The sequence below is a fragment of the Streptomyces sp. ITFR-16 genome, assembly GCF_031844705.1.
In the GTDB taxonomy this organism is placed as follows: Bacteria; Actinomycetota; Actinomycetes; order Streptomycetales; family Streptomycetaceae; genus Streptomyces.
In genome coordinates, this window is the sequence record NZ_CP134609.1 from 3,400,754 (window position 1) to 3,420,415 (window position 19,662).

20 protein-coding genes are annotated in these 19,662 nt (G+C 73.0%); 9 read left to right on the forward strand and 11 right to left on the reverse strand.

Translation table 11 applies throughout. The annotated features are described in order from the left end of the window. The first annotated feature begins 9 nt into the window (after positions 1 to 9). Together RLT58_RS15065 and RLT58_RS15070 are read left to right on the forward strand one after the other, a co-directional pair. Complete coding sequence (locus RLT58_RS15065; RefSeq protein ID WP_311310885.1) at positions 10 to 414, forward strand: hypothetical protein; 405 nt, start codon at positions 10 to 12, stop codon at positions 412 to 414. A gap of 51 nt (positions 415 to 465) precedes the next feature. Continuing rightward, complete coding sequence (locus RLT58_RS15070; protein WP_311310886.1) at positions 466 to 1,056, forward strand: DUF1707 SHOCT-like domain-containing protein; 591 nt, start codon at positions 466 to 468, stop codon at positions 1,054 to 1,056. 12 nt (positions 1,057 to 1,068) lie between these two features. On the opposite strand, the gene RLT58_RS15075 is transcribed toward RLT58_RS15070, so the two are convergent. From RLT58_RS15075 to RLT58_RS15085, 3 genes are all read right to left on the reverse strand, one after another. Continuing rightward, complete coding sequence (locus tag RLT58_RS15075) at positions 1,069 to 1,857, reverse strand: thioesterase family protein (RefSeq protein WP_311310887.1); 789 nt, start codon at positions 1,855 to 1,857, stop codon at positions 1,069 to 1,071. Between the two features lie 91 nt (positions 1,858 to 1,948). Next, complete coding sequence (locus RLT58_RS15080) at positions 1,949 to 2,380, reverse strand: Zn-ribbon domain-containing OB-fold protein (RefSeq protein WP_311310888.1); 432 nt, start codon at positions 2,378 to 2,380, stop codon at positions 1,949 to 1,951. Beyond that, positions 2,377 to 2,829, reverse strand: coding sequence for a DoxX family membrane protein (locus RLT58_RS15085; protein WP_311310889.1), 453 nt, complete (start codon positions 2,827 to 2,829; stop codon positions 2,377 to 2,379). The genes RLT58_RS15080 and RLT58_RS15085 overlap by 4 nt, the downstream gene beginning before the upstream one ends. 187 nt (positions 2,830 to 3,016) lie before the next feature. On the opposite strand from RLT58_RS15085, the gene RLT58_RS15090 reads away from it, so the two are divergent. The 3 genes from RLT58_RS15090 (at position 3,017) to RLT58_RS15100 (ending at position 7,519) form a co-directional block, all read left to right on the forward strand. Further along, on the forward strand, positions 3,017 to 4,192 hold the full coding sequence (locus tag RLT58_RS15090) for a flavin-containing monooxygenase (protein ID WP_311310890.1): 1,176 nt from the start codon (positions 3,017 to 3,019) through the stop codon (positions 4,190 to 4,192). A 182-nt stretch (positions 4,193 to 4,374) separates the two neighbouring features. Next, a complete protein-coding gene (locus tag RLT58_RS15095) occupies positions 4,375 to 6,603 on the forward strand; it encodes an acetate--CoA ligase family protein (RefSeq protein WP_311310891.1) in 2,229 nt (742 codons plus the stop codon). Positions 6,604 to 6,667: 64 nt separating this feature from the next. Continuing rightward, complete coding sequence (locus RLT58_RS15100) at positions 6,668 to 7,519, forward strand: enoyl-CoA hydratase/isomerase family protein (RefSeq protein WP_311310892.1); 852 nt, start codon at positions 6,668 to 6,670, stop codon at positions 7,517 to 7,519. Positions 7,520 to 7,567: 48 nt separating this feature from the next. On the opposite strand, the gene RLT58_RS15105 is transcribed toward RLT58_RS15100, so the two are convergent. Next, entirely contained in the window at positions 7,568 to 8,389 is an 822-nt protein-coding gene (locus tag RLT58_RS15105) for an SDR family NAD(P)-dependent oxidoreductase (protein ID WP_311310893.1), read from the reverse strand. A gap of 154 nt (positions 8,390 to 8,543) precedes the next feature. On the opposite strand from RLT58_RS15105, the gene RLT58_RS15110 reads away from it, so the two are divergent. After that, positions 8,544 to 9,167 (forward strand): flavin reductase family protein, encoded by a 624-nt coding sequence (locus tag RLT58_RS15110; protein ID WP_311310894.1) that lies wholly within the window; start codon positions 8,544 to 8,546, stop codon positions 9,165 to 9,167. 15 nt (positions 9,168 to 9,182) lie between these two features. On the opposite strand, the gene RLT58_RS15115 is transcribed toward RLT58_RS15110, so the two are convergent. After that, positions 9,183 to 10,505, reverse strand: coding sequence for an MFS transporter (locus RLT58_RS15115; RefSeq protein ID WP_311310895.1), 1,323 nt, complete (start codon positions 10,503 to 10,505; stop codon positions 9,183 to 9,185). Between the two features lie 134 nt (positions 10,506 to 10,639). Next, positions 10,640 to 11,407, reverse strand: a complete 768-nt coding sequence (locus RLT58_RS15120; RefSeq protein ID WP_311314526.1) for a dienelactone hydrolase family protein — start codon at positions 11,405 to 11,407, stop codon at positions 10,640 to 10,642. Positions 11,408 to 11,664: 257 nt separating this feature from the next. Here RLT58_RS15120 and RLT58_RS15125 point away from each other — a divergent pair, with 257 nt between their 5' ends. Continuing rightward, complete coding sequence (locus RLT58_RS15125; RefSeq protein ID WP_311310896.1) at positions 11,665 to 11,997, forward strand: hypothetical protein; 333 nt, start codon at positions 11,665 to 11,667, stop codon at positions 11,995 to 11,997. Between the two features lie 18 nt (positions 11,998 to 12,015). Here RLT58_RS15125 and RLT58_RS15130 read toward each other — a convergent pair whose 3' ends face one another. Further along, complete coding sequence (locus RLT58_RS15130; RefSeq protein WP_399131887.1) at positions 12,016 to 13,290, reverse strand: MFS transporter; 1,275 nt, start codon at positions 13,288 to 13,290, stop codon at positions 12,016 to 12,018. An 87-nt stretch (positions 13,291 to 13,377) separates the two neighbouring features. Between RLT58_RS15130 and RLT58_RS15135 the strand changes: the two genes are divergently transcribed. Beyond that, complete coding sequence (locus tag RLT58_RS15135) at positions 13,378 to 14,370, forward strand: GlxA family transcriptional regulator (protein WP_311310898.1); 993 nt, start codon at positions 13,378 to 13,380, stop codon at positions 14,368 to 14,370. Positions 14,371 to 14,383: 13 nt separating this feature from the next. Here the strand turns inward: RLT58_RS15135 and RLT58_RS15140 are convergent, their stop codons facing one another. From RLT58_RS15140 to RLT58_RS15150, 3 genes are all read right to left on the reverse strand, one after another. Next, complete coding sequence (locus RLT58_RS15140) at positions 14,384 to 15,433, reverse strand: Zn-dependent alcohol dehydrogenase (RefSeq protein WP_311310899.1); 1,050 nt, start codon at positions 15,431 to 15,433, stop codon at positions 14,384 to 14,386. After that, the gene (locus RLT58_RS15145; protein ID WP_311310900.1) at positions 15,430 to 16,626 is read right to left on the reverse strand and encodes an acyl-CoA dehydrogenase family protein; all 1,197 of its coding nucleotides are present in this window, start codon (positions 16,624 to 16,626) and stop codon (positions 15,430 to 15,432) included. Before RLT58_RS15145 ends, RLT58_RS15140 begins: the two co-directional genes overlap by 4 nt. Before the next feature lie 94 nt (positions 16,627 to 16,720). Further along, on the reverse strand, positions 16,721 to 17,644 hold the full coding sequence (locus tag RLT58_RS15150) for an SDR family oxidoreductase (RefSeq protein ID WP_311310901.1): 924 nt from the start codon (positions 17,642 to 17,644) through the stop codon (positions 16,721 to 16,723). An 83-nt stretch (positions 17,645 to 17,727) separates the two neighbouring features. On the opposite strand from RLT58_RS15150, the gene RLT58_RS15155 reads away from it, so the two are divergent. Next, entirely contained in the window at positions 17,728 to 18,654 is a 927-nt protein-coding gene (locus RLT58_RS15155; RefSeq protein ID WP_311310902.1) for a cyclase family protein, read from the forward strand. A 70-nt stretch (positions 18,655 to 18,724) separates the two neighbouring features. Here the strand turns inward: RLT58_RS15155 and RLT58_RS15160 are convergent, their stop codons facing one another. Continuing rightward, positions 18,725 to 19,255 (reverse strand): ATP-binding protein, encoded by a 531-nt coding sequence (locus RLT58_RS15160; RefSeq protein WP_311310903.1) that lies wholly within the window; start codon positions 19,253 to 19,255, stop codon positions 18,725 to 18,727. Positions 19,256 to 19,662 lie beyond the last annotated feature (407 nt).

Genomic DNA, 19,662 nt, shown 5'->3' on the forward strand with positions numbered 1-19,662 from the left:
CTCGTAGCCATGACGCAGAAGAAACTCCCCGAATGGGTACCCTCCTCGGGGCTCCAACTCCATCTGACCGGCATCCACTTCGACGCGATCCGGATGCGCGGCGTCCGGGGCGAGGCCGTGGTCCATCATCTGGAGACCCTTACCGACGGCGAGCCGGGGCCCGTGGTGCGGGAGGTCGCGGGCGGGCGGTGGACGTACTTCCTGCTCGAACCGGGGGCGAGCCAGGACTTCGACTGGCCGCCCGGCGCGAAGTGCTTCGGGCCGGCCGCCCGGGACCAGTACGTGGGGATTCCGGCGGCCCACGGCAACACATACCCGCTGAGCTGGCGGTGCGGGGCGCCCGAGGACGGGGACTTCGTGGACGCGGAGCTGCTGCACGGAGTCGTGACGGCTCAGCTCGTGGCCGAGGAATAGCCCGGGACACGCGCTCCCGCCGGGCCCGTCCGCGTCCGTATCATCGGGCGCATGACTGCCGAGCCCTCCCGGTCCGCCGACCGCATGCGCGCCTCCGACGCCGACCGCGAAGCCGTGGTGGAACAACTGCGGGAGGCGGCGGCCGAGGGGCGCATCGACCTCGACGAGCTGGACGCCCGCCTGAGCCAGGCCCTCACCGCCAAGACGTACGGCGAACTCGCCCCGCTCACCGACGACCTCGGGCCCGTCGTGTCCGACCCGGGCGAGCCGCTGACCCTCCAGGGCGGTATCCACGGCGCGCAGCGGAAGGGCCGCTGGAAGGTGCCGCCGAAGATCGTCGCGTACGGAGGCATGGGCGGCGTCCGCATCGACTTCACACAGGCCGAGTGCCGGCTGCGCGAGATCCAGGTGGAGGTGGACGCGCAGATGTCCGGCGTCCAGATCGTGGTCCCGGTGGGCTGGAAGGCGGACACCGACGCGCTGGATCTCGGGTTCGGCGGGGTGAAGGACAAGACCGTCGGCGAACGGCTGCCGGGCACGCCCGTGCTCCGGATCACCGGCACCTGCGGCATGGGCGGCGTCCACATCCGTCACCCCAACTTCCGCGAACGCCGCAGGCAGCGCAAGGAACTCTCACGCTGAGCCCGCCCGCCCTCACACCGGGCGGACCGTGAGGATCTGCTGCGCCTGGCCGATCGCGCCGCGGACGTCGTGCAGGACCGTGCTGGTGACGCCCTGACCGGTGGGGCCGAAGACGACCGTGGTGTCGAGCCCGGTCCAGCGGCCCTCGGGCCGGCGGTGCAGGTGGATGGTCAGATCGACGTTGGGGAACATCCAGTCGGTGGGCTGCTCGCGCACGGCGATGCCGTTGGCGGTGTCCACGAGCGCGACGTAGGACGCGAGCGCGCTGACGGGCTCGCCCGCGACCAGGTCGAGCGGGGTGGAGATCCAGGCGGTCGTACGGCCGGGCATCGGCGGGGCGAGCGGGCGGACGTCGAGGGACGCGATGTAGCCGCCGGGCCAGAGGTCGGCCATCGGCCAGGACGCGAGCTCCTCGGGCGGGGTGAGCCGGTCCGCCTCGCCGTCGGCGACGGCCTCGGTGTCACCGGCTGCCAGGCACCAGACCCTGGCGCGGACGACCGGGCGGCCTGCGATGAGGGCGACGGCCTCGACCAGTTCGATGGTGCGGCCGGGGCGGACCGTCTCGACCCTGATCTCGCACTCGTCGAGCGCGAGCCGGCCGAGGATGTCGAAGCTGATCCGGGACAGCAGCAGGGCGGCGCCGGGACGGTCGGCGAGATGGCGTTCGACGGCGTGGACGATGAGCCCGCCGAACGGGCTGAAGTGCACCTCGTCCGTGCTCCACGCGCCGCTCGCGTGGGCCGTGGGCTTGTAGCGGTGGTCGTCGATGCGTTCGTAGTAACTGCTGCTGCCGGTGTTCAACGGGCGCTTCCCTCGCTGACGTACGGATCACGGATCATCAGCGTGCCACCGTGCGGATGCGGGGTGGCGCCCGGGTCCTGGGACCGGCGGCTCAGGGGCGGAACACCGCCACCGCCTCGCGGCCCTCCTCCCTCCGGAACGTCACGCTCAGCTCCATCCCGATGGCGAGCGCGCTCTCCTCGCAGTCCACGATCTCCGTCATCATCCGCGGGCCCTCGGCCAGGTCGACGACGGCCGCGACGTACGGCACGCGGGTGCCGAACGGGGGCAGGTCGTTGCGGTGCACGACGGACCATGTGTACAGCGTGGCCCGGCCGCTCGCCCGCTCCCACCGGACGTCCTCGCTCCAGCAGTGCGGGCAGAACTCGCGCGGGTAGTGGTGCGCCCGGCCGCAGGCGCGGCAGCGGCGCAGCAGGAGCCGGCCGTCGGCCGCCGCGTCCCAGTAGGGGCGGGTGAACGCGTCGGGCTCGGGGAGGTCGTGGCGGGGCGCGGGGGCGGCCGGAGGGCCGGGGGGTGTCGTCACAGGAAGAGTCCGATCGCTTCGTCGAGGGACCAGGTCTGCCAGGACATGGCGAACAGCGCGACGAGCGAGATCAGCGCCATCATCGCGTTCTGCCCCTGCTCGGCCCAGTCGTGGATCATCAGCACCAGGTAGAGCAGGTTGAGCAGGAGCCCCGCGACCAGGGCGACCGGGGTCAGCAGGCCGGTCACCAGGCCGAGGCCGAGAGCGAGTTCCGCGTACACGACGAGGTACGCCATGGCCTTCGGGCGCGGAGCGACGACCTTCTCGAAGCCGCCGCGCACCACCTGCCAGCGGTGCCTGCCCGCCACATCCGCCGCCCAGGCGATGCCCGTGCCGCGCTCGAACCAGCCCTTCTTGTCCTTGTGGCGCCAGCTCTCCAGCCACCACAGGCCGAGACCCATCCGCAGCACGGCGAGCCACTGGGCGCCATCGAGCCAGACCGTCCGCATGGGGCCTCCCGTTGCACGCTAAATCTGACGGTACGCCAGTTCACCGGTACGTCAGTTCACCTGATGGCGGCGGTCCACGCAAGAGGCGGGGGCCGGGTTCGCATGCGCGTGCATACGTGATCAATTCGCAATCGATTCCCGTCTTGACCGAGACCCATCAAGGAAGTGCGCGATTACGCTCCGAAGCATGTCCGACAGCGCACCTGCCACCGACCTCACCGAGGACCGCCCCGTCTACGTCATCGGGGGCGGCCCCGGCGGCCTGGCCGCCGCGGCCTCCCTGCGCGCGCGGGGGGTCCGGGCCGTCGTGCTGGAGAAGTCCGGGGACGTCGGCGCGTCCTGGCGGCGCCACTACGACCGGCTGCATCTGCACACCACCCGGCGCTGGTCCGCCCTTCCCGGGCTGGCCATGCCCCGCAGGTTCGGCCGCTGGGTCTCCCGCGACAACGTGGTGCGCTACCTGGAGAAGTACGCCGAGCACCACGAGCTGGAGGTGGTGACGGGCGTCGAGGTCTCCCGCGTCGACCGGGCGGCGGACGGCACCGGCTGGCTGCTGACCGCGAGCGGCGGCCGTGAGCTGACCGGGCGGGCCGTCGTCGTGGCCACCGGCTTCAACCACACCCCGCGCATCCCCGACTGGGACGGGCGCGAGACCTTCACCGGCGAACTGGTGCACGCGGCGGACTACCGCGATCCGGCCCCCTACGCGGGCAAGGACGTCCTCGTCGTGGGCGTCGGCAACACGGGGGCCGAGATCGCCGTCGACCTGGTCGAGGGCGGGGCCGCGCGCGTACGCCTCGCGGTGCGCACCGTCCCGCACATCGTGCGCCGCTCCACGGCGGGGTGGCCGGCCCAGGCGACCGGCATCCTGGTGCGCCGGCTGCCGGTGCGGCTCGTCGACCGGGCCGGGCGGCTGATGGCCCGCGTCGCGGTGCCCGACCTGTCCGCACACGGGCTGCCCCGCCCCGACACGGGCCTGTACTCCCGGGTCAGGCAGGGCGCCATCCCGGTCCAGGACGTGGGCCTGATCGACGCGGTCAAGGGCGGCCGGGTGCTGCCGGTGGCGGCGGTGGAGTCGTTCGACAAGGACGCGGTGGTGCTGGCGGACGGGACCCGGCTCACCCCGGACGCGGTGATCGCCGCGACGGGCTATCTCCGGGCCCTGGAACCGCTGGTCGGACACCTGGGCGTGCTGGACGAGCGGGGCCGCCCGGTGGTCCACGGCGCCCGCACCCCGAAGCAGGCCCCGGGCCTGTACTTCACCGGGTTCACCAACCCGATCAGCGGGATGTTCCGCGAAATGGCCCGCGACGCGGAGAAGATCGCGTCGCGGATCGCGAAGGTGCCGGCCCGGGGGCGGTGAGGGCGCGGATGCGCCGAGCGGGCCCGCCCGCCGCACCCACCCCCCGTACCCCCGCTCCCAGCCTTTGCCTGCACACCCATTCCTGACGGAGCGTCAGTTCAGTAAACTGACACTGCGTCAGTTCGTGGCGCCGCCGGGCGCCCCCGTGCGCCGAGGACCTTCGAGCAGGAGTGGGCGGAACGATGCTTGGATCGACTCACGGCACCCTCACCACCGACTTCCGCGCCCGGGTGGTGGCCTGCGGCGAGGAACCGCATGCCGCCGTCCACTGCATGACGGCCGCCGCCGCGGAGGGCGACCTCGATGTCAGCGGGCGGCCACTGCACGCCGCCGTGCCGGACCTGGACCGCTTCTTCCGGCCGGAGTCCGTCGCCGTCATCGGCGCGTCCGACGCCGAGGGGCGGCCCAACACCGGGATCACCCGCCAGCTCATCGCCTGGGCCGAGCGGGTCGGGGCCCGGCTCCATCCCGTGCACCCCACCCGCGAGACCGTCTTCGGGCGGGCCTGCTCTCCTTCCGTCGCCGAGCTGCCCGAGCGGGTGGACCTGGCCGTGCTGCTGGTCGGTGACCCGCTCCCCGTGATCGAGGAACTCGCGCAGGCCAAGGTGCGGTTCGCCGTCGCCTTCGCCTCCGGGTTCGCCGAGACCGGCGCGGAGGGGGCCGCCGCCCAGGCCCGGCTGGCCGCCGCGGTGGAGCGGTCCGGGCTGCGGCTGCTCGGGCCCAACACCAATCTCAACGCCTTCGAGGAGTTCCGGGACGACCTGGACGGGCCGGCCATCGCGCTGATCACCCAGTCCGGACACCAGGGGCGTCCCGTCTACACCCTCCAGGAGCTGGGCGTACGCCTCTCCCACTGGGCGCCCACGGGCAACGAGGCGGATCTGGAGACCTCCGACTTCATCGCGTACTTCTCCCAGCGCCCCGAGGTCGGGGCCATCGCCTGCTACGTGGAGGGGCTCAAGGACGGCCGCTCCTTTCTGCTCGCCGCGGACCGCGCCGCACGGGCCGGTGTCCCCGTGGTGGCGGTCAAGGTGGGGCGTACGGAGGCGGGGGCCCGGACGGCCGCGTCACACACCGGCAAGCTGACCGGCGCCGACCAGGTCGTCGACGCGGCGATGCGGCAGTTCGGTGTGATCCGCGTGGACGGGCTCGACGAACTCCAGGACACCGCCGCGCTGCTGGCCCGGGCGCGCAAGCCGCTGTCCGACGGGGTCGTGGTGTATTCGATCTCCGGCGGCACGGGGGCGCACTTCTCGGACCTGGCGACCTCGGCCGGTCTCCGCCTCCCGGTGCTGTCCGAGGAGAAGCAGGCCGAGCTGCACACCTGGATCCCGGACTACCTCAGCGTCGCCAACCCGGTCGACAACGGCGGCCACCCGGTGGGCGACTGGCGCGGGCGGAAGATCATCGACGCGATCCTGGCCGACCCCGGGGTCGGGGTGCTGATCTGTCCGATCACGGGGCCCTTCCCGCCGATGAGCGACCGGCTCGCGCAGGACCTGGTGGACGCGGCGGAGGCCACGGACAAACTGGTGTGCGTGGTGTGGGGGTCGCCGGTCGGCACGGAGGACGCGTACCGCACGACGCTGCTCGGCTCGTCCCGCGTCGCCACCTTCCGTACCTTCGGCAACTGCATCACCGCGGTGAGGGCCTATCTGGACCACCACCGCTTCGCCGCCTCCTACCGCTCCCCCTTCGACGAGGCGCCGCGCACGCCGTCGCCCTCCTTCCGCAAGGCGCAGGCACTGATGCGCCCGGGCCACCAGCTGAGCGAGCACGCGGCGAAGCAGCTGCTGCGGGCGTACGGAATCCGGGTGCCCCGGGAGCAGTTGGTGACCAGCGCCGCCGCGTCCGTCCGGGCGGCCGGGCTCGTCGGCTACCCCGTCGTCATGAAGGCGTCCGGGGCGCGGCTGGCCCACAAGACGGAACTGGGCCTGGTCAAGGTCGGCCTCACCTCCGCCAGCCAGGTCCGGGACGCCTACCGCGAGCTGACCGACATCGCCCGCTACGAGGGCGTCGAGCTGGACGGGATCCTGGTCTGCCAGATGGTCGAGCGGGGTGTGGAGATGATGGTCGGGGTCACGCAGGACGCCCTGTTCGGGCCGACGGTGACCGTGGGCCTCGGCGGCGTACTCGTCGAGGTGCTGCACGATGCGGCGGTGCGGGTGCCGCCCTTCGGTGAGGACCAGGCGCGGGCGATGCTCGGCGAGCTGCGGGGCCGGGCCCTGCTCGAAGGGGTGCGCGGCGGGCCGCCGGTGGATGTGGACGCGCTCGTCGAAGTCGTCCTGCGGGTGCAGCGGATGGCGCTGGAGCTGGGCGACGACCTGAGCGAACTCGACATCAACCCGCTGATGGTGCTGGGGCGGGGGCAGGGCGCGGTGGCGCTCGACGCGCTCGCGGTCTGCCGCTGACCGGCGGTCCCGCCTGTCCCGCCTGTCCCGCCTGTCCCGCCACCATCTGCCCAGGAGCTGCTTCATGCCGTCCTCCCCCGAAGACACCACTGACGACGCCCCCTGCGGGGCGCCTGATTCATTGATACTCCACGCCACTGACAACGGGGTCTCGTGGATCACGCTCAACCGCCCCGAGGCGATGAACGCCGTCACCCGGGACCAGCGCGAACGCATCATCGCCCTGCTCGCGGAGGCCTCCGCCGACCCGGGCGTCCGGGCCGTCGTCCTCACCGCGAGGGGCCGGGGCTTCTGCGCGGGCGCCGACCTGCGCGGCGCCCCGGGGGGCGGCTCCCCGGCCACCGGCGACCGGGTCCCGGGCGATGTGGCCCGGACGATCCGGCTCGGCGCGCAACGGCTGATCGCGGCGGTCCTGGACTGCGAGAAGCCGGTCATCGCGGCCGTCAACGGCACGGCGGCCGGCATCGGCGCCCATCTGGCCTTCGCCTGCGATCTGGTGCTGGCCGCCGAATCGGCCAGGTTCATCGAGGTGTTCGTCCGCCGGGGCCTCGTACCGGACGGCGGCGGCGCGTATCTGCTGCCGCGCCTGATCGGCCCGCAGCGCGCCAAGGAGCTGATGTTCTTCGGCGACGCGCTCCCGGCGGCGGAGGCGGAACGGCTGGGCCTGGTCAACCGGACGGTCCCGGACGAGGAGCTGCCGGCCACGGCCCGCGCCTGGGCCCGACGCCTGGCCGAGGGACCCACCCGCGCCCTCGCCCTGACCAAGCAACTCGTCAACGCGTCCCTGGACACCGACCGCACGACGGCGTTCGCCGCCGAGGCGGCGGCCCAGGAGATCAACATGACGACCCAGGACGCCAACGAGGGCGTGGCCGGCTTCGTGGCACGACGGACACCGACGTACCGGGGGCTCTAGCCGACCCCCTCCCGGACCCCGTCACGCCGTCACCCCCGTGGCTCCCCGTCACCCCGGTGCCATCCGGCTCAGGGACTCCCAGGCCTCGTACTGCTCCGTGCGGGCGCGGTTCATCTCCTGGACCAGGTCGTACGAGCGGTCTCCGAGGATCAGGCGCCGGGGCGGGTCCGGGAGTTCGGCCAGTTTCAGGAGGGCGGGGGCCGCCGTCGACGGAGCGGGGCCCGCGTCGTCGCCCCACATTTCGGCCAGTTGGGCGCGGAGGGTGTCGTAGGCGGGGTCGGGGGTGGTGGCCGTGGTGCCGGTGGTGAACAGGCCGGTGGCGTAGCCGCCCATCTGGACGACGGTGACCTTGATCCCGAACTGCTCGACCTCCATCGCCAGCGCCTCGCTGACCGAGTCGAGCGCCGCCTTCCCCGCGCCGTAGAAGCCGACCGAGGCCATGCCGCCGCCGGCGCCCATCGAGCTGATCTGGAGCAGGCGTCCGGAGCCCCGCGCCCTCAGGTGCGGGACCACGGCCTGGGCGACCCAGACCGCGCCGAAGAAGTTGACGTCGAGGTGGTCGCGGATCTGCCGCTCCGTGGCCTCCTCGACCATCCCGTACAGCAGCCCGCCCGCGTTGTTGACGACGACGTCGAGGCCGCCGAACTCCGCCGCCGCCCGCTCCACCGTCTTGAACACCGCCTCCCGGTCGGAGACATCGAGAGCCAGCGGCAGGAAGGACTCCGGGTGCTCCTCCGTCAGCGTGGCCAGGGGGCTGATGTCCCGGGCCGCCGCCACGACCCGGTCCCCGGCGGACAGGGCGGCCTCGGTGAAGGCGCGGCCCAGGCCGCGCGAGGCACCGGTGATGAGCCAGGTCCTGGTACTCGGCATGTCTTCACTCCTCAGGGCGACAGCGATGAAACGAGACGGTACGGTCCGTCTCGTTTGAGAGTAGCCCATTCCCGCCGCCCGTGCCACGGGGTTCGCGGGCCTTCCCATCTGACGCATCGTCAGCTCTAATCGGAGGGTGATGGGACACGCAGGCATGGCCGCAACCGCCGTCCGCTACCTCAGGTCCGTCGGCGCCGCGACGGCCGCCCCTCCGGGGCCGGTCGATCCCTTGCCGCGCCCGGATCTCCGGGCCGTCGGCGACGACGAGCGGCTGCCCGTGGATCCGGGGGAATTCCGGCGCGTGCTGGGGCACTTTGCCAGCGGGGTCACGGTCGTGACGGCGCACGACCCGCAGGATCCCGGCGGCCCGGCCGGATTCGCCTGCCAGTCGTTCGCCTCGCTCTCGCTGGACCCGCCGCTGGTCGTGTTCATGGTCGCCCGTACGTCGACGACCTGGCCGCGCATCGCCCGCGCCGGGGCCTTCTGCGTCAACATCCTGGGGGCGGACCAGGGCGCGCTGTGCCGGGGGTTCGCGGTCAGCGGGGCCGACAAGTTCGACGGAGTCGCGTACACCCCCTCCCCCGCTACCGGTTCACCGCTGCTGGGCGGGGTGCCCGCCTGGGTCGACTGCCGCATCCAGGCCGTCCACACCGGCGGCGACCATCTGATCGTGGTCGGCCGGGTGGCGGCGCTGGGCGCGGCGGAGGAAGCCGGCGGGGGCGCGGAGGGACCGCTGCTGTTCCACCGGGGGGTGTTCGGGCGCTTCGGCCGCGGCTGAGCCGCAGCCCGCGGGTCACTTCGCGAGGACGGCCTCGGGCCGCGCCGGCACCCGGCGCAGCATCAGCGCCATCAGCGCCGCCATCGCGCACAGCGCGCCCGCCGCGTACCAGACCACGTCGTACGAGCCGAGCACATCGCGCGCCACCCCGCCCAGGAACGCCACCAGGGCCGCGCCGACCTGGTGCGAGGCGAGGACCCAGCCGAAGACGATCGGGCTGTCCTCGCCGTACTGCTGCCGGCACAGGGCCAGCGTCGGCGGGACCGTGGCCACCCAGTCGAGGCCGTAGAACACGATGAAAAGGACCATCGGCGGCTGCACGGTCGACTCCATCAGGAACGGCAGGAACAGCAGCGAGATCCCGCGCAGCGAGTAGTAGGCGGCCAGCAGCCGGCGGGCGTCGAAGCGGTCGGTGAGCCAGCCCGAGAAGATCGTCCCGATGATGTCGAAGACCCCGATGACCGCGAGCAGCGAGGCCGCGGCGGTGATCGGCATGTGGTGGTCGTGCACCGCCGAGGGCACGAAGTGCGTACGGATCAGGCCGTTGGTCGACGCGCCGCAGATCGCGAACGACCCCGCCAGCAGCCAGAACGGCCCGCCGCGCGCCGCGTCCAGCAGCACGCGCACGGCCCGGCCCGCCGCCCCGCGCGTGGGCGCGGGCCTGTCCGCGTACTCCCCGCCGTACGGGGCCAGGCCCACGTCGGCCGGGTGGTCGCGCATCAGGAGCCAGACGAACGGGACGACGACCAGCGCGGCCAGTGCGACGGTCACCGACGCCGGGCGCCAGCCGTGCCGGTCGACGATCCAGGCGCACAGCGGCAGGAACACCAGCTGGCCCGAGGCACCGGCCGCGGTGAGGATGCCGGTCACCAGGCCCCGGCGGGCGACGAACCAGCGGTTGGTGACGGTCGCGGAGAAGGCCATCGCCATCGATCCCGTGCCGAGGCCGACCAGCAGCCCCCAATAGATCATCAGCTGCCAGGACGCGGTCATCCAGACACTGGCCAGCGCCCCGGACGCCACCGCGCCGAGGGCGACGACCACGACCCGGCGGATGCCGAACCGGTCCATCAGCGCCGCGGCGAACGGCGCGGTGAGCCCGTACAGCGCCATGTCGATGGAGACGGCGAGGCCGATCTCCCCGCGCGACCAGCCGAACTCCGTGTGGAGGGGGTCGATGAGCAGCCCGGGGAGGGCGTTGAAGGCGGCTCCGCCGATGATCGTCACGAAGGTGACGGCGGCGACGATCCAGGCACGGTGGATACGCGGCTCCCGGCGCGCGCCGGGGGCGGTCGGCGGCCGGCCGACGGGGGCGGCGCTCTCGGTTGTCGGGTTCACGCTGCCCAGCATCCGGGGGCGGGGCCCCGCTCACGAGTGGCCCGAGGGACATGGTTCGCAGGGATCGGGCCACGGGCGACGGCGGCCGGGCCCGGGCCCCGGCCGCCGCCCGATCCCTGGCGCCCCGGACCCCGCTACTTCAGGTGGCGCCCGAAGAAGCGGTCGCCGTCCTCCCGCTCGAACCACGGAGTGCCCGTGTGCCCGCCCATGTTGGCGTGCAGCGTCTTCTCCGTACTGCCGAAGGCGTCGAACAGGTCGAGGGCCCGCTGCCGGGGGTTCCCCTCGTCGTCCCACTGGAGCAGGAGCAGCAGCGGAACGGTGACCCGCCGGGCCTCCTCGCGCTGGGCGCGGGGCACGTAACCCCCGGCGAAGCAGCCTGCGGCCCTGATGCGCGGATCGGCCACCGCGAGGCGGATGCCGAGTGCGGTCCAGCCGGAGTACCCGACCGGGCCGCCGATCTCCGGCAGCGCGAGGAGGGCGTCCAGGGTGGCCAGCCAGTCCGGGGCCGCCTTCTCGATCAGCGGGCCGATGAAGGACTCGAAGATCCCGTCGACCGGTTCGCCCGCCCGCATCGCCCGGCGGAGATCGGCGCGGGCCTGCTCCTCGGCGGCGGACCGGGGCCGGTCACCGCACCCGGCGGCGTCGATGGAAGCCACCGCGTAGCCGTACGCCGCGGACAGCCGGGCCCGGGCCACCAGCCGGGGTTCGTTCTTGGACATGCCGTTGTTGTGGGCCATCAGGATCAGCGGGAGCGGGGCGGCGGACTCCGGCGTCCACAGGGTGCCGGGGATGTCCCCGAGGGTGAACTCGCGGGCCAGGACGCCGTCGTCGAGGCGCTCCTCGGACGTGAAGCGCGGGAGCGTGCCGGGGAGAGGCGTGCCCTCGGTGTCGTGCGGGGGCATGCCTGAGATGTTGTTCATGGTCGTGCCTTTCGGGAGGGCTCGAAGCGGCGCTCCCGGACGACCTATCGCCCGGCCGTGACCCCGGAGGGGAGCACCCATGTGGATTCTGCGTTCACGGGTACCACCTCCTTGTTCTCTCGCACGGCCTCCGGGAGGCTAGCAGGGGGCCGTCCTGATCCGTCGACGGGTTTTCCGTCCCGGCGCCCCGGGTCTCCGCGGGCGCGCACACCGCTTCGTTCACGTCCTCGGGGGACCTCATGCAGTGGGCCGCACGTCAGCACTTCCACCACCGGTCCGTGCAGATGCAGGGCTGGGGTGCCCTGCTGCTGCTCGTCGCCTGCGCGCTGTGGATCTGGCTGGGCACCCTGCTGTGGGACCAGGACGACACGCTGTACTGCTTCCGCGCCTCATCCGTCTGCGAGCTGGACACCACCCTGCCCAAGGAGCTGACCCTGCTGGCCGTCTCCGCGCCCCTCTCGGTGGCCGGTACGGGACTGCTCGTCGGCGGCAGTGTGCGCCGGCAGACCAGCGCACACGTCCTCCAGGTCATCGAGATGCAGAAGTCCGAGGAGCGGGCGCGCGCCAAGTAGCCGCCCGCCCGGGCCCCGTCAGGCCCCGATCCGCCGCAGCCGCCGGATCGGGTGCGCCCCCAGCAGGACGCCCACCACCAGCACGTTGATCACCGCCCCGGCGAGCAGCACCTCCGGCGCGCCCACCCGGTCCGCGACCGGCCCGGCCAGCGCCCGTCCGGCCGCCAGCATCAGCAGCGATCCCGCCACGTCGTACGCGTGCAGCCGGTTCAGCGCCTCCGGCGGCACATGCGTCTGGACCGTCGTCGACCACATCACCAGCCAGAACGCGAACGCCGCGCCGGCCACGAACTGCCCGGCCCCCAGCGCCGCCACCGGCAGCCCGAGCCCCAGCACCACCAGGTTCAGACACACCCCGCTCAGCGCGACGGCGCCCGCCGCCAGCGGCCGGCGCGGCCGCAGGCGCAGCGCGAGCAGGCCGCCGACGACACTGCCCGCGCCGTTGACCGCCATCATCGCGCCGTACGTCCCCGAGCCGTGCGCCTCGGTGACCTCGACGGCGGTCAGCGGGAGCATCGGGCCGAGGACGGTGAAGCCGTACACCGTCCAGATCGCGATCACGCCCCACAGCCAGCTGCGCGCCCGGAACTCGCGCCAGCCGTCGACCAGTTCGGCGACGAACGTGCCGCGCCGCGCCTCGTCCGAGGGGGCGGGGGCCAGCCGCAGCAGGAAGAGGCAGACCCCGGAGACCAGGAACGTCGAGGCGTTCGCCGCGTAGACCGCCCCCGCGCTCGCCAGCCCGACGAGCACCCCCGCGAAGGCCGGGCCCGCCATGGTCATCAGCGCCTCGGAGACCCGCAGCACGGCGTTGGCGCGCTGGACGTCGGAGGACACCCTCGGCACGGTCGACGCGACGCCCGGCTGGAACAGCGCCGCCCCCACGCCCGCGATCGAGCTCAGCGCGTACACCGCCCACAGCGGCGGGTTGCCGGTGGCGAAGGAGACGGCGAGCACCGTGGCGCCGACCAGCCGCAGGGAGTCGGCGATGATCATCATCCGGCGCGGGGTGAACCGGTCCGCGAGCACCCCGCCGAAGAGCACGAACAGCGCGAGCGGGCCCATCCAGGCGGCCAGCGCGTAGCCGACCGAGGAGTGCGGGCGCCCGGCGCCGAGCAGTCCGGCGGTGAGCGCCACCGGGATCATCCCGTCGCCGAAGAGGGCGGCGGTCCTGGCGACGAAGAAGAGCCGGAAGTTACGGTTCCAGAGCCGGTCGGGCCCGACGGGCAGGGGCGGCAGCGGGTCCGCGGAACGTGCTGAACCGACCGAAACGGTCTCATGATGCGCGGCGGGAATGCGCGCGGGGTCTGCTGACTTTTCCTTCACACCGATGACATGTATCAGCTTATGGTCTATACCAGCTAGAGGTGAAGGGAGTCCGTAGTGCCGCATCGCGTCGTCGTTCTCGCCCTTGACGGGCTGCTCCCCTTCGAACTCGGCATCCCCCAAAGGATATTCGGGCGCTCACTCGGTTCCGAGCCGCTGAACCGGGGCCGGAAACTGTACGACGTGGTGACCTGCTCGGTACGCCCGCCCGGCCCCGTCCGCACCGACGCGGACTTCACCATCACCGTCGAGCACGGCCCGGAGGCGCTCGCCACGGCCGACACGGTGGTCGTCCCCGCCAGTTACGAACTCGGCCCCGTCTACACCGAGGGCCGGCTCACCGACGAGCTCGCCGCCGCGTTCGCCCACATCAGGCCGGGAACCCGGATGGTGTCGATCTGCACCGGCAGCTACGTCCTGGCGGCGGCCGGCTACCTCGACGGGCGGCCCGCCACCACCCACTGGTCCTCCGCCGACCACTTCCAGCAGCTCTTCCCTGCCGTCCGCGTCGATCCCGACGTCCTGTTCATCGACGACGGGGACGTCCTGACGTCCGCCGGGGTCGCCGCCGGGATCGACCTGTGCCTGCACATGGTGCGCCGCGACCACGGCACGGCCGTCGCCAACGACGTGGCCCGGCGCACGGTCGTACCGCCGCACCGCGACGGCGGCCAGGCGCAGTACATCCAGCGGCCGGTCCCCGACACCCAGTTCGCCACCACGACCACCGCACGGGCCTGGGCGCTCGCCCGGCTGGAGCGGCCGATCCTGCTGCGCGAGATGGCCCAGCAGGAGTCGATGAGCGTACGGACCTTCACCCGGCGGTTCCGCGAGGAGGTCGGGGTCAGCCCCGGCCAGTGGCTGACCCGGCAGCGGGTGGAGCTGGCGCGCCGGCTGCTGGAGTCCACCGACCTGTCGATCGACCAGGTGGCCCGGGACGCCGGCTTCGGCACCCCCACCTCGCTGCGCCAGCACCTCCAGGCGGCGCTGGGCGTCTCCCCGACGGTCTACCGGCGGACGTTCCGCACGACGGCGGGGAACCGGGCCTGAGCCGGAGAAGGCCCTAGAACACCAGCACTCCCCGGGCCACCCGCCCGTGGTGGGCGTCGTCCGCCGCCTTGGCGAAGTCCTCCACCGGGTAGGTCTCGGTGACGAGTTCGTCCAGCAGCAGCCGGCCCTCCCGGTACAGCTGCGCGTAGAGCGCGATGTCCCGCTGCGGGCGCGAGGAGCCGTAGCGGCAGCCCAGGATCGACTTGTCCAGGTACATCGACGAGACGAGGAACGAGGCCTCGGCCGTCGCCGCCGGCACGCCCAGCAGGATCGCCTGGCCGTGCCGGTCCAGCAGGTCGATCGCGGTACGGATCAGCTCGGTGCGGCCCACGCACTCGAAGGCGTGGTCGGCGCCGTGCGGCAGGATCTCGCGGACGCCGTCGGCCGAGGTCAGGAAGTGCGTGGCGCCGAACTGCCGGGCCACCGTCTCCTTGTCCGGGTTGGAGTCGACCGCCACGATCGTCAGCGCGCCGGCGATCCGCGCCCCCTGGATGACGTTGAGCCCGATGCCGCCGGTGCCGATGACCACCACGCTCTCGCCCCGGTCGACCCCGGCCCTGTTGAGTACGGCTCCGACCCCCGTCAGCACCCCGCAGCCCATGAGGGCCGCCGACGTCAGGGGCAGACCGGCCGGGATCCTCACCGCCTGCACCGCCTTGACCAGGGTCCGTTCGGCGAACGCCGAGTTGGACGCGAACTGGTACAGCGGCTTCCCGCCCCGCGAGAACGGCTGCCCCGGCATCCCGATCGCCTTGCGGCACATCGTCGGCCGGCCCCGGTCGCACTGCGCGCACGCCCCGCAGCTCGCCAGCGTGGACAGCGCCACGTGGTCGCCGGGCGCGACATGGCTCACGCCGGCGCCGACGGCCTCGACCACGCCCGCGCCCTCGTGGCCGAGGACCACCGGCAGCGGGAACGGGATCGTCCCGTCGATCACCGACAGATCGCTGTGGCAGAGTCCGGCCGCGGCCACCGCCACCAGCACCTCGCCGGGGCCCGGGTCCCGTATCTCCAGGTCGTCGACGACCTCGGTCCGCTTGCCGTCGAACACGACGCCTCTCATCTCGGCTCCCTCGGTAGGCCGAGCACGCGCTCGGCGATGATGTTCCGCTGGATCTCGTCCGAGCCGCCGTAGATGGTGTCGGACCGGGTGAACAGGAACAGGCGCTGTGCCTCGTCGAGTACGTACGGTTCGCCGGGCGACCAGTCCTGCGGGCCGACGGCCCCGGCCGCGCCCCGGACCTCCACGGCGAGTTCCCCGAGCCGCCGGTGCCAGCCGCCCCACAGCAGCTTCGCCACGCTCGGGGCGCCGGGGTCGCCGGTGGTGCCGAGGGTGTGCAGGGCGTTCCAGCGCATCGTTCTCAGCTCGGCCCACTGGCCAACGAGCCGGGCGCGCAGGACCGGGTCGGCGGCGGCGCCCGTGGAGACGGCGGCGCGCACCACGCGGTCCAGCTCGGCGGCGAACCCGATCTGCTGGACGAGCGTGGAGACCCCGCGCTCCAGGGCCAGCAGGTCCATGGCGACCGCCCAGCCCTCGCCCTCGCCGCCGACCGGCTCCGGCTCGGCGTGCGCCCCGTCGAAGAAGACCTCGTTGAACTCGCTGGTCCCCGACATCTGGCGGATCGGCCGCACCTCGACGCGGCCCGGCTGGTCCATCGGCACCAGCAGGAAGGACAGCCCGTGGTGGCGCCGGGAGCCCCGCCCGGTGCGGGCCAGCACGAAGCACCAGTCGGCGTCCCGCGCGAGCGAGGTCCAGATCTTCTGGCCGGTCACGCGGTACGCGCCGCCCGCGCCGGGGTCGCGCACGGCGGCCGTACGGACGGCGGCGAGGTCGGACCCCGCGTCCGGCTCGCTGTAGCCCTGGCACCACAGGGTCTCGCCGCGGGCCACGGGCGGCAGGTGGCGGTCCCGCTGCTCCCGGCTGCCGTGGGCGAGGAGGGTGGGGGCGAGCAGGTTCTCACCGATGTGGCCGACGCGGGCGGGGGCCCGGAGGCGGGCGTACTCCTCGGCCCAGACGATCTGCTGGGTGAGGGTGGCGGTGCGGTTGCCGTACGCCGCGCTGTCCCATCCGATGCCGATCCAGCCGTCGCGGCCGAGCTCGCGCTCCCAGGCACGGCGGTCGTCGACGCACTCGTGCTCACTGCCGGGCCCGCCGGTCGCGGCTGCCGCCGCGAAGTCCCCGACGAGGTGGGCCGCCAACCAGGCCCGCGCCTCCTGCCGGAAGACGGCGTCCTGGGGGTGGGGGGCGAAGTCCATGGGGGTGCCTCCTTGTCTACGACGTGGGCGTCCGGCCCTGCGGGCGGATCCAGCCCCTCAATCGCCGGAGGAGCTGGACATGAGTGCCCGCCCGTCAATCGCGGGAGGGCCCCGATTTGCGGCGGGCCGCCGCGTCCGCCATCTCCCCGACACGGCTCAGCAGCGGCATCGGGTCCGACCCCACCGACCCCGGCAGGAAGTCCGCGATGCGTTCCGGGGTCCAGGGGGCGCCCTGCGCGTACGCCGCCCGTAGTTCTCTCGGCTGGGCCCAGACCGCGATCTTCGGGCCCGCGATCGTGTACACCTGCCCGGTGATCCCCTCCGCGCGGGCGCGCTCGCTCAGGAGGTAGACGACGAGCGCCGCCACGTCCTCCGGCTCACCGATCTCCGCCAGCTCCATCGGAACGTTCGCCGACATCCGCGTACGCGCCACCGGCGCGACCGCGTTCGCCGTGACGCCGTACTTGTGCAGGCCCAGCGCCGCGCTGCGGACCAGCGAGATGATCCCGCCCTTCGCCGCGCTGTAGTTCGCCTGGGACACGCTGCCCTGGTGGTTGCCGCTGGTGAAGCCGATCAGCGTGCCCGCGCCCTCCTGCCCGCGCATCACTGCGGACGCCGCCCGGAAGACGGTGAAGGTGCCCTTGAGGTGGGTGGCGACCACCGGGTCCCACTCCTCCTCGGACATGTTGAACAGCATCCGCTCCCGCAGGATGCCGGCCACGCAGACGACCCCGTCGATCCGCCCGAACCGTTCCAGCGCGGTGTCCACGACCCGCTGCCCGCCCGCCATCGTGGAGATGTCGTCGGCCACCGCGACCGCCTCGCCGCCCGCCGCCACGATCTCCTTGACGACGGACTCGGCTATCTCGCTCGTGGGTGCGCCGCCCTCGACGGAGACGCCGTAGTCGTTGACCACGACCCGCGCCCCCTCCGCCGCCGCGGCGAGCGCGACGGCCCGCCCGATGCCGCGTCCGGCACCGGTCACAGCCACCACCTTGCCTGCCAAGAAGTTCCCCATGCCCGGCCCCTTCCCGCGGTTTCTGACGGACCGTTAGATTCTATGGGTCACCGGGTCCACCGGCACAAGCCCCAGGAGGCGCCATGTCCTTGCCGGACGAGTTCCACGACCTCGCGCAGCGCGTGAACAACTGGGGCCGCTGGGGCGCCGACGACGAGATCGGCACGCTCAACCTGATCACCGACGCGGTCGTACGGGAGGCCGCCGCCACCGTCCGCAGCGGGCTGCGGATCCCGCTCGCGCTGCCGCTCCGGCAGGACGGGGTGCAGAGCGGACTCATCCCGGGCCGGATCAACCCATTGCACACGATGGTCCAGATCAATCAGGAGCTGTTCGGCCCCGGCACGGTCGCCACCAGCGACGACACCGCCGTGCTGAGCCTGCAGACCGCCACGCACTGGGACGCCCTCACCCACGCCTCGCACTCGGGGAGGATCTACAACGGCCGCCCCGCCGCCACGATCACCGCACACGGCGGCGCGGAGTTCAGCGGCATCGACACCCTGCCGCCCGTCGTCTCGCGCGGGGTGCTCCTCGACGTGGCCCGGGCGCACGGTGTGGACCGGCTGCCGGGCGGCCACGCGGTCACCCCGGAGGACCTGGAAGCGGCGGAGGAGCTGGCCGGGGTCCGCGTACGGGCCGGGGACGTCGTCCTCGTACGGACCGGGCAGATCCAGGTGCACCTGGCCGGCGACAGGAACGCGTACGGCTATCCGTCACCGGGGCTGTCGATCCGGACACCGGAGTGGTTCCGGGCCCGCGATGTGGCGGCGGTCGCCAATGACACACTGACCTTCGAGATCTTCCCGCCGGAGATCGAGGACCTGTGGCTGGGCGTGCACGCGCTGGACCTGGTCGAGATGGGCATGCCGCAGGGGCAGAACTGGAATCTGGAGGCGCTGTCCACCGCCTGCGCCGAGGAGGCGCGCCACGCCTTCCTGCTCTCGGCCATGCCGGAGCCCTTCGTCGGCGCGACCGGAACCCCGGTCGCGCCCGTCGCCCTGCTCTGACCGGGGCGCCCGGCCGGGCGGAGCACCCGAGGCGCGGAACCCCAGGCGTACGGCCTCGGGCGCGGGGCCGTCAGGCGTGATGGGTGACGGCGTGCGCCGTCTCGCGCCTGCACGCCTCGCAGCCGGGGCCCTCGCACTCGCCCGTGGCCTGCGCACCGATATGGCCGCCGGGCATCTGGACCTGGATCAGCGGGATGCCCCGGTCGACCTCGCACCAGATGCGCTTGCCCGCACCCTCGGGCTGCCAGCCCCAGCGGTCGGCCAGGCCGTCGACCAGTTCGAGACCCCGGCCGCCGGTGTCCTCGCCCTGCGCGTGCCGCTGCTGCGGTGGGCGGCAGCTGGTGTCGGCCACCTCGACCCGGACGGTCCCGGCGTTGCCCGGGGCCCCCGTCGAGCCGAACAGCATGCGCAGCACGGCTGGGCAGCCGGTGTGCACGACCGCGTTGGTGACCAGCTCCGAGATGAGCAGGATGAGCGTCTCCGCGAGCGGCTCGTCATCCCTTATCCCGGACCCGACGAGCCTCGAACGCGCCCATCTGCGGGCCCGTCCGACCTCCGCGGGGTCGGGCCCGACCTCCAACTGAACCTGAAGCACCTGCACCGCTCACACCATCCGAACCGGCGGACACATCGCCTCGCGCCTCCTCAGGGTCACGGAACGTGATTCCCTTACAAGACAGCATGGTTGACGTACAGTCACCGCAACAAGCGCTTCGGGCATATTCCAGCGCGAAGGAGTACGCGTGGTGCATACTGTGCGACGCACGTTGCGGAGAGTCGAACAGGGGCGCCTCGGGAGCCCGGGAATCGCTTCCCCGGCAGGCCCGGCCCCTCTGTGTGGATCACGAGCAGGGCACCTCTCGCGGACCGGAGTCGCCGCACAGGCCACATCCGGATCGCCAGGTTCCAGAACCACTCGCATCCAACGGAGCGTACCCGAGCCCGGCGCCGACTCCACCCCGTGACGAATCACGCAAAGGACACAAGCCGGTATCGACGGCCCCCGAC

Coding starts and splice junctions, on each gene's coding strand:
- RLT58_RS15105 (WP_311310893.1), bottom strand. CDS start 8,389: ATGCCGAGTACCAGGACCTGGCTCATCACCGGTGCCTCGCGCGGCCTG.
- RLT58_RS15110 (WP_311310894.1), top strand. CDS start 8,544: ATGGCCGCAACCGCCGTCCGCTACCTCAGGTCCGTCGGCGCCGCGACG.
- RLT58_RS15090 (WP_311310890.1), top strand. CDS start 3,017: ATGTCCGACAGCGCACCTGCCACCGACCTCACCGAGGACCGCCCCGTC.
- RLT58_RS15100 (WP_311310892.1), top strand. CDS start 6,668: ATGCCGTCCTCCCCCGAAGACACCACTGACGACGCCCCCTGCGGGGCG.
- RLT58_RS15125 (WP_311310896.1), top strand. CDS start 11,665: ATGCAGTGGGCCGCACGTCAGCACTTCCACCACCGGTCCGTGCAGATG.
- RLT58_RS15065 (WP_311310885.1), top strand. CDS start 10: ATGACGCAGAAGAAACTCCCCGAATGGGTACCCTCCTCGGGGCTCCAA.
- RLT58_RS15145 (WP_311310900.1), bottom strand. CDS start 16,626: ATGGACTTCGCCCCCCACCCCCAGGACGCCGTCTTCCGGCAGGAGGCG.
- RLT58_RS15120 (WP_311314526.1), bottom strand. CDS start 11,407: ATGCCCCCGCACGACACCGAGGGCACGCCTCTCCCCGGCACGCTCCCG.
- RLT58_RS15155 (WP_311310902.1), top strand. CDS start 17,728: ATGTCCTTGCCGGACGAGTTCCACGACCTCGCGCAGCGCGTGAACAAC.
- RLT58_RS15070 (WP_311310886.1), top strand. CDS start 466: ATGACTGCCGAGCCCTCCCGGTCCGCCGACCGCATGCGCGCCTCCGAC.
- RLT58_RS15150 (WP_311310901.1), bottom strand. CDS start 17,644: ATGGGGAACTTCTTGGCAGGCAAGGTGGTGGCTGTGACCGGTGCCGGA.
- RLT58_RS15085 (WP_311310889.1), bottom strand. CDS start 2,829: ATGCGGACGGTCTGGCTCGATGGCGCCCAGTGGCTCGCCGTGCTGCGG.
- RLT58_RS15095 (WP_311310891.1), top strand. CDS start 4,375: ATGCTTGGATCGACTCACGGCACCCTCACCACCGACTTCCGCGCCCGG.
- RLT58_RS15140 (WP_311310899.1), bottom strand. CDS start 15,433: ATGAGAGGCGTCGTGTTCGACGGCAAGCGGACCGAGGTCGTCGACGAC.